The organism is Duganella sp. (assembly GCF_039595735.1).
In the GTDB taxonomy this organism is placed as follows: Bacteria; Pseudomonadota; Gammaproteobacteria; order Burkholderiales; family Burkholderiaceae_D; genus Rugamonas.
Genome location: NZ_JBCNLB010000003.1, coordinates 13,968 through 27,174, shown reverse-complemented (window position 1 = coordinate 27,174; position 13,207 = coordinate 13,968). Strand labels below are relative to the sequence as shown.

Annotated in this window: 11 protein-coding genes; 7 read left to right on the top strand and 4 right to left on the bottom strand. The window is 63.6% G+C overall.

What is annotated here, in order from left to right; genetic code table 11:
- Position 1: 1 nt before the first annotated feature.
- The 4 genes from ABDW57_RS07550 to tssK are packed head-to-tail and all read right to left on the bottom strand — an operon-like array spanning position 2 to position 6,477.
- On the bottom strand, positions 2-1,564 hold the full coding sequence (locus ABDW57_RS07550; protein WP_343729594.1) for a hypothetical protein: 1,563 nt from the start codon (positions 1,562-1,564) through the stop codon (positions 2-4).
- Positions 1,557-4,373: a type VI secretion system Vgr family protein gene (locus tag ABDW57_RS07545; RefSeq protein WP_343729593.1), complete on the bottom strand. Its 2,817-nt coding sequence runs from the start codon at positions 4,371-4,373 to the stop codon at positions 1,557-1,559. The genes ABDW57_RS07550 and ABDW57_RS07545 overlap by 8 nt, the downstream gene beginning before the upstream one ends.
- Positions 4,373-5,137, bottom strand: coding sequence for a type IVB secretion system protein IcmH/DotU (gene icmH / locus ABDW57_RS07540; protein ID WP_343729592.1), 765 nt, complete (start codon positions 5,135-5,137; stop codon positions 4,373-4,375). The genes ABDW57_RS07545 and icmH overlap by 1 nt, the downstream gene beginning before the upstream one ends.
- A gap of 11 nt (positions 5,138-5,148) precedes the next feature.
- Positions 5,149-6,477, bottom strand: a complete 1,329-nt coding sequence (gene tssK, locus ABDW57_RS07535) for a type VI secretion system baseplate subunit TssK (RefSeq protein ID WP_343729591.1) — start codon at positions 6,475-6,477, stop codon at positions 5,149-5,151.
- Positions 6,478-6,646: 169 nt separating this feature from the next.
- Between tssK and ABDW57_RS07530 the strand changes: the two genes are divergently transcribed.
- The 7 genes from ABDW57_RS07530 to tssG are packed head-to-tail and all read left to right on the top strand — an operon-like array spanning position 6,647 to position 13,204.
- The gene (locus tag ABDW57_RS07530; RefSeq protein ID WP_343729590.1) at positions 6,647-7,252 is read left to right on the top strand and encodes a hypothetical protein; all 606 of its coding nucleotides are present in this window, start codon (positions 6,647-6,649) and stop codon (positions 7,250-7,252) included.
- A gap of 17 nt (positions 7,253-7,269) precedes the next feature.
- Positions 7,270-7,782, top strand: a complete 513-nt coding sequence (gene tssB, locus ABDW57_RS07525; protein ID WP_343729589.1) for a type VI secretion system contractile sheath small subunit — start codon at positions 7,270-7,272, stop codon at positions 7,780-7,782.
- 2 nt (positions 7,783-7,784) lie between these two features.
- Positions 7,785-9,266 carry a type VI secretion system contractile sheath large subunit gene (gene tssC / locus ABDW57_RS07520; RefSeq protein WP_343729588.1) on the top strand — a complete coding sequence of 494 codons (1,482 nt, stop codon included), beginning with the start codon at positions 7,785-7,787 and terminating at the stop codon, positions 9,264-9,266.
- 41 nt (positions 9,267-9,307) lie between these two features.
- Positions 9,308-9,799, top strand: a complete 492-nt coding sequence (locus ABDW57_RS07515; RefSeq protein WP_343729587.1) for a type VI secretion system tube protein Hcp — start codon at positions 9,308-9,310, stop codon at positions 9,797-9,799.
- A gap of 6 nt (positions 9,800-9,805) precedes the next feature.
- Positions 9,806-10,309 carry a type VI secretion system baseplate subunit TssE gene (gene tssE / locus ABDW57_RS07510; protein ID WP_092271855.1) on the top strand — a complete coding sequence of 168 codons (504 nt, stop codon included), beginning with the start codon at positions 9,806-9,808 and terminating at the stop codon, positions 10,307-10,309.
- Between the two features lie 4 nt (positions 10,310-10,313).
- On the top strand, positions 10,314-12,158 hold the full coding sequence (gene tssF, locus ABDW57_RS07505; RefSeq protein ID WP_343729586.1) for a type VI secretion system baseplate subunit TssF: 1,845 nt from the start codon (positions 10,314-10,316) through the stop codon (positions 12,156-12,158).
- Entirely contained in the window at positions 12,122-13,204 is a 1,083-nt protein-coding gene (gene tssG, locus ABDW57_RS07500) for a type VI secretion system baseplate subunit TssG (RefSeq protein WP_343729585.1), read from the top strand. Before tssF ends, tssG begins: the two co-directional genes overlap by 37 nt.
- The last annotated feature ends 3 nt before the right edge of the window (positions 13,205-13,207 follow it).

The window sequence follows — 13,207 nt, the reverse complement described above, 5'->3', positions numbered from 1 at the left end:
GTCATTTGATCATTTTGGTGGTTTGTCCCGGCAATGAAGGCAGGCCGATGCGTTCGCCCAGGCCTGCGCCGCCAAAGTCGGAGTAGCCCCAGCCCGTGTCGAAAGGCCCGCTGATATTCGGGTGGTTGATGGACTCGCGGATGCCGACGTAGCGGCGCTGCTCAGCCTTGCCCAGCTTATTGTATTGATCCTGGCTGATGGCGTTCTGCAGTCGGTTGGCTTTACCGCCGTTTAGCGTGTAGTAGCGCATTGTATCGTTGCGGCGATCAGCGCGCGCAACATTGAAGACGATCTGTTCCCAACCACCTTCCAGGTGACGATCCGGCAGATTGTCCTTGAACTGGGTCGAAGCTTTGCCGCGCCAGACCTTCAGTGTTTCGCCGGGCTTAACGTCGTACACCACGAACTGACCGTTAACGTTCCAGTCGGGCCACACCGCCAAGTGCTTACGCCATGCTGCGCGCGGATCGGCCTGCGCCTGCAATCGTTTGAACACTTCCTCTGTCACCCAGCAATCGCTCATCGCGCGGCTGTTAGGCGAGAGAACGCGGTACAGGCGCGCCGGCCCCTTAAACTCGGCCGCGACCAGGCTGGCGAACGACTCGACGTTTTGCTGGCTCAGCATCGGCCAGCCTCGCTTGGCCTTGAATTCCACCAGCGCTTTGTAGGATGCGTATTTTAGTTGTGGAAACTCGGCATTCTTGCCGATGCTTAGCCACGACGGCGGCGGCTTGGCGTTGCGCATCAGGGTGACTGCGGATGCCTCGGGCAGTGCGCCGCGATAGTGAATGTTGTTGGCATTGAGGATGCCGCGCTGGCGCTGGAGCGATTCGCGCTCCAGTCGCATCACGATGGTGTCGAGTGCATCCTGCACCGGCTTCAGCGCCTTACCCAAGTATTGGTCCGCCACTTGGCGGATGTGGCGCATCTCCTCCAAAGCGGCCTTGGCCTTGGCGCCGATCTTCGGCACGTAAGATACCTTGTTGGCCAGACCTTCGAGCACCTTGATGCCGCGATCGAAGGCCGCCAGTAAAGCGCCGACATTGACCTTGCCGCGTACGGCCTTGATCTCTACCGCCAGCCATTTGAAGACTTCATCGACCTTATGCAGGCGCAGGTATTTCTGCACGTCGCGCCGGCGCAGGAACGTGATGACCCAGGTCATGGCCATTTCGACCGCCTTGATCATGGCGTCGCCACCCAGCCGGCGCACGAAGCCGAAAAAGATTTTGAGCACGCCCTTGACCAGTGAGCCGAGCGTAGGAAACAGGCCGATCAGCGTCAGTGCCAGCGCTACCCAGGCCCAGGTATCCTTGATGTCCTTGCGCAGTTTGTTGCAATTGGCGATCAGGTCGCGCACGTCGCACACCTGATCGACTAGCGGAATCATGGAGATTGCAGCGTCGATCACTAACTGGCCGGTCGAACGGTCCTCGTTGAAGTCGCCCTGCATCGCCTCCCAGAACCAGACGAAGGGATTGGTGCTGGGTTCCTCGGCCTTGGCCCGGTCATTGGTGGCCCAGGCCAGCGCGTCGCGCATCTGGGTTGAATTAATTTCAGCCATTGCTCAGTTCCTCCAACGGAGGGGCTGGCTTTTCCTTTTCGGGTGTGCGTGGTTTATAGACTACTTTTTTCACAGGTTTGTGTTCTACGTTGTCGTGACGTGCTTTGCCCTGATCGTCCAGCTTGCCATTGACTACTGAGCCGCCATCAAAATGAATTTCATATTCAGCGCCTGCGATGCCGAGCGCGCTTTCCGGCTCAAGATAGTGCAGTGCGATCCAGTCGGTTTGTGTCGCGAGCGCTCCCGGCAGCGCGGGTACGTTGGCACTCTGCCGGCCAGCACCATCAAACACATGCTGCCCGCCCTTGACCGTGAAATTGCCGGGGCAGGCGAAGGTGATGTCGCCGCCGTCGAGCGTGATGGAAGATTGGCCGGCCTGCAGCACGATTTTCTGGTTGGCCTTGATCTCGATGCTGTCGTTGACCGAGATGACTTTGACCTCTTTGTCGGCCAAGATCTCCAGCTGGTCGGTATGCGCCTGCAGCGACACCGGGCCGTTGGCGGCGATGGCCTGGATGCCGCCGTTCTGGCTGAAGTAGCCGGCCGCGTTGGCCGCTACCGACGACAGGGTATGCGCCGCCGTCATGTGCAGGTCGGCCTGCGAGGTCCAGTGCAGCTGCTCGCCCGCAAACAGCACGGTCGATGCTGGCGTGGCCCAGTTGATGCTCGATGGCGCGTCGAGCAGCACCAGCGGCTCGGCAAATTTTTCCACCGGCTTGCTCGCATCCAGATCGCGCGCGCCGGATTGCGCTTTATGCGCTTGCTGGCCGTTGACCGCGCCATCGTGCTTGCCCTTATCCTTGGGATCGATGTGCGACAGCAGTTCCTGTTGCGCCTTGGCTGCAGCCGCGCTGGTCAGCGCCTGCTGCTTGGTGGCGACGTCGCCCAGTACCTTGCCCAGTTCCTGCGCTGCCTGCAGCGCGCCGACCGCTTCGGCCGCGTCCATTTGCGTCGACGCCACGCCGCTGCCTTGGGCGCCGCGCGCGCTGGTGGTCAGCAGCACGCCCTCGGCGCCGCGCACCACGGCCCAGGCGTCGGTGCGCAGTTCAAAGCCGGCGCCGCGATAGGCGCCGCGCTGCGACGAGGAGGGCGCCTGATGAATCAGGTAGCCGAGATTGAGCTGCGTTGCCGCGCTGCTGCTTGCCAGCCGCGTGCGCACCTGGCCCGGCGTGTCGTCCAGCTGCCACTGGTTGTAGCCGCCGCCGTCGAAGTTGTGGCTGTGGATGCCGGACAGCGTGCCGCCGTGATTGGCGCCCGACTCCACGCCGGCCGCATACGGCGGCTGGTCGGCGCCGGTGTACAGCTGCGCCACCACCAGCGGCCGGTCCATGTCGTTGTCGATGAAATCGACCAGCACCTCGGTGCCGATGCGCGGCGTGAATTGCGAGCCCCAGTTGGGGCCGGCCAGCGCCTCGGCCACGCGCACCCAGGTGCCGCTGCTGTCGTCGCCGGGGGCGCTGCCCTTGGCGTCGGTGTCGTGGGCGATGCCGCCGGGATTGGCGCCCTGGCCGCGCTGCCACGCAAACTGGATGCGCACCTGGTGATCGCGCGTGGTAGTCGCCACCGCGCCCGGTGCGCCGACCACGATGGCGGTCTGCGGCCCCAGTGCGGTGGCCGCCTGCGGTGCGGCGATCGCGCGCGGCACGATGGCCACCGCCTCGCGCACGCAGCCAAAGCTGTTGCGGTAGGTGCCGGCCTCGATGAGGTCACCGGGTTTCTTCACTTGCGACGGCACGTTGTTGCGCGCTTCGTGCCGCACCCACAGCACGGTGAAGCGGTTGTCCCCGGCGTAGCGCTCGTGCTGGGTCAGCGTGAAGGCGTGACCGGCAGCCAGTTGGCGCACGGCGCCTTCGCCTTCGAACACCTTGTTGTCCAGTTCCAGCGCTTGCAGCATCAGCTGGCTGATTTGTTCGGGCTGGCCGCTGGCGCTGGCGATCCGTTCGCCGCCGCCGTCGTACACGGCCAATGCCGGCAGTTCGCCGGCATCCAGCGAGGACAGCTGCTCGGCGCCCGGCGCCAGCAATTGCGCCGGGTCCCAGCTGCTGATGCTGACGGCATTGGCCTGCACTTGCCGCCGCGCGGCGAACTGGTCGATGGCATCGGCGCTGTCGGTGGCGCGCACGCCGTGGAAGCGGATCTCGGCGCCGCCCGGCATCTCGGGCGCCTTGGCCTTGCTGTCGAAGATCACCAGTTTGTGTTTGGCCTGGCCATCGGCAGATTCTGCCTCCGGCTGGTCGTGTTCAAAACGCCAGCTCAGGCCTTCCGAGGCCAACAGACGTTGCAAAAACTCCAGGTCGCTTTCGCGGTACTGGGTGCAAATCGCACGCGGTGCCAGCGTTTGGGTGACGTCGAATTCAAAGCGCAGCTGCGGGTAATCAGCCAGCAGTTCGGTGACGATGTCCTGTGCGTTCTTGTCCTGGAAGATGTAGCTGTCGCGCCGCAGCCGCAGCAGCGCCAGCGCCGGTTCCAGCAGCAGGCGGTAGCGCGCGGTGCCGCCATCGGCGCCCAGCCACGCGGCCTCGGTGCAGATGCCGTGCCAGGCGCGGCGGCTGCCGTCGGCCTGCAGCAGGGTGACGGTCAGTTCCTCACCGATGAACTGATTCAGGTCCAGATTGGTGGAGGTGCTGAGAGCGTCCACTTCAAACGCATACAGTTCGTTGACGCCTTCGCGCCCGGAAAAGCGCTCAGGCACCAGCGCTTCCGGCAGCGACGCGTCCTGCGCGCTGGCCAGCGTCAGCAGGCGCGCGTGCTGGCTCAGACCGGTGCCGAACAGCCCCAGTGCCGAGGGGATGAGCGAGGCGATATCCATTACGGCAGGGTGATGGTCAGGTTGGCCTGGCGCGGCGCCAATTTAACGACATCGTTATAAGCCGCCACCTGCTGCTCGGTGTTGCGGTCCAGCGAGGTACGCAGGCCGATGTAGCCCAGCACGCACACCAGCCCGAACACGGAACACAGCACCCACAGCGGTAGATCGCTGCGCAGCTTGTGGACCACCTGGTCGGGCCGTTCCGCATGCGGGGCAAAACCGCCGCGCTTGCCTTTCATATGGGCGATTTCATCGCCCAGACGCGCAGTCAGGTAGTTCAGCTTTTCCGATCCTTCCAGGATGTAGCGGCCCTGGAAGCCCAGCAGCAGGCACATATGGAACACTTCCAGCGCCTGCAGATGGGCGCTGCCGCGCGCGCGCAGCGCTTCCAGCCGGTTGAAGAAGTTTTCCCCGGCCAGCTGCTCGCCAAACAGCGCCAGTTGCAACGGCCGGCGTTCCCAGGTGTCGCGGATGGCGAACGGTGAGCGCAGGATGATTTCGTCCACCGCCGCGCAGAAGGCGTACTTGGCGGCGTCGATATCGTCGGGCGAGGCGCCATGTTTGCGGGCGGCGCGGCCGAAATCGTCGAGGAACTGCGTCATCTTGTGCGCAAACTCGGCGTTTTCCTGCGGGCCGTTGCCGTTCTTGAGCATGAACAAGGCGTAGAAGCCGTCATACATCAGGTCCAGCAGGGTTTGCGGCGCCTGACTGGCAGCAGGCGCCGGCGCGGCGCCGATCAGGGAGGGGGCGGTAACGGTATTCATGGTGCAACACCTCAGGATGTGACGGCGACCAGCTCCAGTTGCAGGTCGTGTATGCCGCCGGGAACATAGATGGAGATCGATTGCGCTTGCAGCATGCGCTCATACATCTGGCCTTTGGCCTCGATCGAGAAGTACAGCGCGTCGGGCCGTACCGGCACCGCAGCCGGCACCTGCGGCGCGTGCTGCAGGCGCACGCCCGGCATGGCCGACAGCACGAATTTGTCGACGTCGTCCGGCGCGCCGACCTTGAAGCGCAGCGGCACCACCTCCACCAGTTCGCTGGCCGGCATGGCCGCCGAGACCGCGATGTAGAAGGTGGTTTTGTCGTCGATCTTGCCCGAGTCGAGCATGCCGTGGTGGTAGGACGGCTTGACCTCGCGCAGCGCAATGGCGAAGTAGCGCGACGAGATCACGGTGTCCAGCAGCTCGCGGATGATCTGGTGCAGGGTGGCAAAGCCGGGGCCGGGATCGGTGTGCGAGTAGGGCGGCAGGTCGGCCAGGCTCCAGCTTTTGGAGAAGGTCATCAGCGCGCCGGCCAGGCCCAGCAGCTGTTCATACAGCCGTTCCGGATGCAGCGCCGGATGCTGGAAGTAGTGCGTCAGCGAGGCGAAGGCCGAACTGGCCGTGTGCAGCAGCCAGAACGAGGACATGTCGCCCGAGCGGAATTCGATCACGTGCTTGCTCGGCTCGCGGTGGTGGCCGTACAGCGCGCTGACCTTGGCCTGCAGCGCGTCCAGCAGGCGGCGCAGTTGCAGGAACAGCAGCGGCGCGCTGCGCACGGACAGGCTGGGCGGCACGAAGGCGGCGTCCAGCTCAAAGCCGCCGGTGGCCGCGCGGCGCAGGCGCAGCAGCGGGAAGTGCGTGTACGAGTCGCGCGGTTCAAATTCCGCCACCAGCCGCAGGGTTTTTTTCAGATAGCTCAGCTGGGCCGGCGCCGCGTGGGTGTACAGGTCCGGCGTGTCCTGGTTGTGCTGCAGGTAGCGCACCGAGCCGTTGTCCCCGAAATTGCCGCCGAACGGCTTGAACGCCGGCAGCGCCGCGTAGTAGGTGACGCTTTGCTGCGACTGCGGCAACTGGCTCAGGTCCACCGCATCCGGCAGGTCGTCGGCGCCGGGCGCGTCGTAAAACTCGCCGTCCTGGAAGCGCAGCGACAGCTCCAGCACGCGCAGGCTGTGGTTGGCCAACGCGTCGCGGTCGACCTGCAACTGGTTCACACCCCAGGCATAAGGGTGCAGCGCCAGCACGCTCTGATGCAGGCGCTGCTCGTGGTAGCGGTCCTGCTGTTGGAAGTGCTGCGGGCGGAGGAACAGACCCTCGCCCCAGAGAATTTTGCTGCTCATTTGCTATGCCTTTTTTGAAAGTAGCAGAACAATAACATTTCTTTTTTTAAAGGGTGCGCACGGTTGAGTTCAATTGAACGCGGTCAATAATAAATTTCTGATAACGTGGCGCCCAGTTGCAGAAATTGTTTTTTAAGTATTCTTTTTTGATATCGAAATTGAGGTAAGCATGACAACCGTACTGTCCTTTGCTCGGGCCGCGCAACTGGCTGGAGCCATCGTCTCGGTGGTAGCGCTGAGCGCCTGTACCACCACACCCGTGGCGCCACCGGTGGCCGCCAAGCCCAGTCTCCAATCCATGCTGGCGCAGGCCGGCACCGCGTCCAGCACCGGCCAGAAGGAACAAGCCGTGAAGCTGTGGCAGCAGGCGGCGGAAGCCTATCCGTCCGACAAATCGCCGTGGCTGAGCATTGCCCAGACCCGTTACGAAGCCGGGCAGTACGGCGAAGCCATCGTCAATGCCCAGGAAGTGCTGGTGCGCGACCCCAACGACACGCTGGCCAACAGCATCATCGCCATCAGCGGCCTGCGCTTGTCGACCCGTTCGCTGGCGGACCTGAGCCGCCAGAACAATCTGTCCGGTTCGATCCGCACCGAGTCGCAAGACCTGGCCAAGCTGCTGCGCGAGAGCCTGGGCGAAACCGTGCTGGTGCCGCCGGCCCCGGCGCCGGTGCAGCAGGCCGCCACGCCGGCGCGCAAGGCCAGTGGCAAGAAGGCCGCCAAGGCCAGGCAGCAAGAAGAATCCAGCGCCGATCCGTTCGGCGCCCTGAAATAACCGAAGAGGGGATAGCCATGTCCAAGAATTCCAGCGTGCAGAAGAAACTGCAGAAAATCCGCCCGCCACGGGTGCAAATGACTTACGACGTCGAGATCGGCGACGCCATCGAGAACAAGGAACTGCCGTTCGTGATGGGCGTGGTGGGCGATTTCGGCGGCAATTCGGAAGTCGAGCAGAAGCGCCTCAAGGAGCGCAAGTTCGTCAACATCGACCGCGACAATTTCGACGAGGTGCTGAAGGGCGTGGAGCCGCGCGCCAACTTCCGCGTGAAGAACGAGCTGGGCGCGGAAGGCGGCGAGTTTGCCGTCGATCTGAAGTTCAAGTCGATGGACGACTTCCGTCCGGAAGCGGTGGTGCAGCAGGTTGAGCCGCTGCGCAAGCTGCTGGAGGCGCGCACCAAGCTGGCCGACCTGCGCAACAAGCTGGCCGGCAACGACAAGCTGGAAGACATCCTCAACGACGTGCTGCACAGCACCGAGAAACTGGCCGTGCTGGGCCAGCAAACCGCCGACAAGAAGGAGGACTGATCATGTCCGCACAACTGACTCCCGGCGGCGCTCCTGCCGCCACCGAAGTGGCGCTGCTGGACCAGATCGTCGAGCAGAGCAAGGTCGCCAAGTCGAGCACCGAGCATGCCCGCGCCAAGGATCTGATCACCGAACTGGTGAATCAGGTGATGGAAGGCACGGTAGTGGTGTCCGACAACCTGGCCGCGACCATCGACGCCCGCGTGGCGGAACTGGACCGCCTGATTTCGGCCCAGCTGTCGGCCGTGCTGCACGCGCCCGAGTTCCAGAAGCTGGAAAGCAGCTGGACCGGCCTGCAATATCTGGTCAAGCACAGCGCCACCGGCCAGAACCTGAAGATCAAGATGCTCAACGCCACCAAGAAGGAATTGGTGAAGGACTTCCAGTCGGCGCTGGAATTCGACCAGAGCACCATGTTCCGCAAGGTCTACGAAGAAGAATTCGGCACCTTCGGCGGCGCGCCGTTTGGCGCCCTGATTGGCGATTTCGAAATCACCCGCCAGCCGGAAGACATGTACTTCATCGAGCAGATGTCGCACGTGGCCGCGGCCGCGCATGCGCCGTTCATCACCGCTGCCTCGCCGGAGCTGTTCGGCCTGGAAAGCTACAGTGAGCTGGGCAAGCCGCGCGACCTGTCGAAAGTGTTCGACACGGTGGAATACGCCAAGTGGAAGTCGTTCCGCGAGTCCGAGGATTCGCGCTACGTCGGCCTGACTCTGCCGCGCTTCCTGGGCCGTCTGCCGTTCAACCCGGCCGATGGCGCCACCGTCGAGGGCTTCAACTTCGTGGAAGACGTGGACGGCACCGATCACCAGAAATACCTGTGGTGTAACGCCGCCTACGCCTTCGGCACCAAGCTGACCGCGGCCTTTGAGGATTACGGCTGGTGCGCGGCGATCCGCGGCGTGGAAGGCGGCGGCCTGGTGGAAGACCTGCCGACCCACACCTTCAAGACCGACGAAGGCGAAGTGGCGCTCAAGTGCCCGACCGAAATCGCCATCACCGACCGCCGCGAGAAAGAGCTGAGCGACCTCGGTTTCATCTCGCTGGTCCATTGCAAAAACACCGACTACGCCGCCTTCTTCGGCGCGCAATCGGCCCAGAAGGCCAAAAAATACGCCAACGATGCCGCCAATGCCAACGCCGTGCTGTCGGCCCAGCTGCAGTACATCTTCGCGGTATCGCGCATCGCCCACTACATGAAGGCCATGATGCGCGACAAAATCGGCAGCTTTGCCGCCGCCTCCAACGTGGAAGACTTCCTGAACCGCTGGCTGACCCAGTACGTGCTGTTGGACGATAACGCCAGCCAGGAACAGAAGGCGCAGTTCCCGCTGCGCGAAGCGTCGGTGCAGGTGTCGGAAGTGCCGGGCCGTCCGGGCGTGTACCGCGCGGTGTCCTTCCTGCGTCCGCACTTCCAGCTCGATGAGCTGTCCGTTTCCCTCCGTTTGGTCGCGGAGCTTCCAGCATCGACCAAGACTTAAGTAACTCGCTTTATTTTTTATTTTTCATTGAAAGGAATACCATGGCAATCGACGTCTACCTGCAAATCGACGGCATCAAAGGCGAATCGGCAGACACCACCCACAAAGACTGGATCGAAGTGAAATCGGTACAGTGGGAAGTGCTGCAGCCGAAATCGGCCACCGCGTCGACCGGCGGCGGTCACACCGCTGAACGCACCGAGCACAAAGACATTGTGGTGAGCAAGCTGGCCGACCTGGCCACGCCGCTGCTGCTGCAAAACTGCTCGTCGGGCAAAACCTTGCCTAAGGCCAAGCTGGAATTCCTGCGCGCCGACGGCCAGGGCGACCGCGTGAAGTACTTCGAAATCGAACTGGAAAACGTGCTGATCTCCAGCGTGGCGCCAGCCGTTGAACCAGGCAACATCCTGACCGAAGACGTGGCCCTGAAATATTCGAAGGTCAAGTGGAAGTACACCCAGCAGAAAGTGGGCGGCGGTTCGGGCGGCAACACCTCCGGCGGCTGGGATCTGGCCTCCAACAAGACGGCTTAATTTGCAATGAAGGGATTTACTCCGGGTTTGTTCGACCGTCTGATGGACGGGCCACCCAACGGCAGCAACGGCAACAGCGGCGCGGTGTCGCGCTTGTCCATTGAGGACTTGAAGGATTCGGTGGCGCGCGACCTGGAAGCGCTGCTGAACACGCGGGCCGTGATCCCGGAGGATCTCCTGAAACGTTTTCCGGAATGCGGCCGGTCGATCGCGACTTACGGCCTGAATGACTTTGCCGGCCTGTCGCTGTCGAGCACAGACGATCGTGCTTTCATCTGCCGCAGCCTGGAAAAGGCAATCGCCCGCCACGAGCCGCGCCTGCGCAATGTGCAGGCGTCGCTGGAGCTGCGGGCGGACGCCGTCAACCGTTTGAACTTCGCTATAACGGCGCTGCTGGTGGTCCACAGCGCTCATGAACCTGTCAATTTTGACGCAGTCCTGCAGCCCTCAAGCCTGCATTACACCATCAGCAAGGCGCGCCGCCTGACCCCGACGCCGCTGGGAGTTTGAGAAATTGGAACAACTACTGCCGTACTACGAGCGTGAACTGGGATTCCTGCGTCGCTATTCGCGCGAGTTCTCGGAGCGCTATCCTAAAATCGCCGGCCGCTTGCTGATCGGCGGCGAGGTGTGCGAAGACCCGCACATCGAACGCATGATCGAGTCCTTCGCGCTGCTGAATTCCCGCATCGCCAAGCGGCTCGATGACGATTATCCCGAATTTACCGAAGCGCTGTTTGAAGTGCTGTACCCGCACTACCTGCGGCCTTTTCCATCGTGCTCGATCGCGCGCATGGACTTCAGCGGCGCCGCCGCGCAGCTGACCACCGCAAGCGAAATCGCGCGCGGCACGCAGCTGACCACGCGCCCGGTGCGCGGCGCCACCTGTACCTTCCGCACCGCTTATCCAGTGACGGTGGCGCCGCTGGCGCTGGATGGCGCCAGCTTTGCACCCATCATCTCCGCGCCGGAAGCGGTGCGTCCGCCGCCGCAAGCCACCTCCAGCATCAGCCTGACCTTGTCGTGCACGGCGGAGCAGGTGACGCTGGCGCAACTGGGCCTCGGCAAGCTGCGCGTGTTCATCGACGGCGAGCCCTCGTTCTGCGCCGCGCTGCGCGATGCGCTGTTCACGCGCGCGCTGGCCGCCTACGTGGAAGCCGACGGCAATGGCCGCTGGAGCCAGTTGCACAAGATCCCGGTGTCGCCGGCGGGCTTTGGCGAGGATGAAGCGCTGATCGATTTTTCGGCCCGCTCGCACACGGCCTACCGTTTGCTGACCGAGTATTTCTGCTTTCCTGAAAAATTCAACTTCTTCGACATTGACCTGCATGCCATGAGCGGCGCGCTGCCGGTGGGTTGCAGGTCGGTCACGCTGCATCTGGCGCTGTCCGGCATGCGCACCGATTCCGACCTGGCGCGCATGCTGGCCACGCTCAGCACCAACAACGTGCTGCTGGGCTGCACGCCGGTGGTCAACCTGTTCCGCCAGCGTGGCGAGCCGATACGCCTGACCCATGCCAGCGCCAGCTATCCGGTGCTGGCCGATGCGCGCCGGGCGTTTGCCTATGCGGTGCAGTCGATCGAGTCGGTCAAGCTGGTGCGGCAAACGCCGCAGGGCGAATCGGTGCAGGAATTCCGCCCGTTTTACTCGCTGCGCCACGGCCAGACGCCGGAAAAGCATGGCCACTACTGGGTCGCGCGGCGCGACGAGGACATCGCCGAGAAAAGTCCCGGCTACGAAACGCAGATTTCCATCGTCGATATCGACTTCGACCCGGCCGAGGTGGAAACCGATACTCTGAGCCTGGAACTGACCTGCACCAACCGCGACCTGCCAGCCTCGCTGACCTACGGCATGCGCGGCGGCGATCTGTTCCTGGAAGGCGGTTCGAGCGTGCGTGCCATCAGCTTCCTGCGCAAGCCGACGCCGTCGTACCGCTTCGCCCGCGGACGTGGTGCGCACTGGCGTTTGATTTCGCACCTGTCGCTCAACCATCTGTCGCTGACCGGCGGTGGCATCGACGCTTTCCGTGAGATGCTCACGCTGTACGACCTGCCGCGTTCACCAGCGTCGCAGCGGCAGATCGGCGGCATCGTCGCCGTGTCGCGCAAGGCTGCCAACACCTGGCTGCCGGGGAATCCCTTCGCCTGTCTGGTGCGCGGCGTCGAGGTGACGCTGACGGTGGACGAGGAAGCCTTCGTGGGCAGCGGCATTCACGCCTTTGCGCAGATCGTCGAGCGCTTCCTTGGGCTGTACGTGCACGCCAACAGCTTCACGCAGCTGGTCATCAAATCGAATAAAAACGGAGAGGAACTGCTGCGATGCTTGCCACGAAGCGGCGATTTGAGCCTGCTGTAATCGAGCGCCTGTTCGCCCAGCCGCAGCGTTTCGAATACTTCCAGGCCGTGCGCATGCTGGAGCTGTGGCTCAAGCGGCATGGTGTGCCGGACGAGGGCGCGGTGGCCAACTTTCTGCGCTTCCAGAATTCGACCTCGCTCAGCTTCCCGGCCAGCCAGCTGGAAACGCTGCAGCCGGAGCCGCGTGACATGGCCACCGATGCGCGTAGCCTTGGCGAGGCCCTGAAGTCGGCGCAGCTGCGTTACATCCGCATCACGCCGGCCTTCATGGGCTTTTTGGGCAGCAGCGGCACGCTGCCGGCGCACTACACCGAGCGCATCGCCGCGCACACGCTGTATCAGAAGGACGAGGGGCCGCGTGCCTTCCTTGATACCTTTTCCAACCGCGCGCTGGCGCTGTTCTACGAGGCGTGGCGCAAGTACCGGCTGGAGCTGAAGTATCAGGTGCGCGGCAAGGATGAATTCCTGCCGCTGCTGTTGTCGCTGGCAGGCATGCATAACCCGTCGTTGCGCAGGCGCCTGTCGGATGGCGGCGACGGCGTGCTGGATGAATCGGTGGCGTACTTTGCCACCGCCATGCGCCAGCGGCCGGCATCGGCGGTGCAGATCGCGCGCGTGCTGTCGGAGTATTTCTGTCAGCCGGTGCGCGCCGAGCAGTTCATCGGCGCCTGGTATGACGTCCCGGACGGCCAGCAGACCATGCTGGGCATGGCCAACGCGGTGCTGGGCGGCGGCGCCATGGCCGGCGCGCGCGTGTGGCAGCGCGATCTGCGCATGCGGCTGGTGATAGGCCCGCTGGACCTGGAAGGCTACGAATCCTTCCTGCCCGGCGGGAAAGCGGCGCGCGCCCTGGAGAGCATGTTGACCATGTTCACCGGCGTGTCGCTGGAATATGAGGTGCAGCTGGTGCTGCGCGCCGAAGACGTGCAGGGCGCGCGGCTGGATGAAGACTGCTGCGGCGGGCGCCTGGGCTGGGACAGTTTCCTGGTGACCGAGGCGCAGCGGCACGACCGCAGCGATGTCCGCTACGAGATACACACATCATAAAAA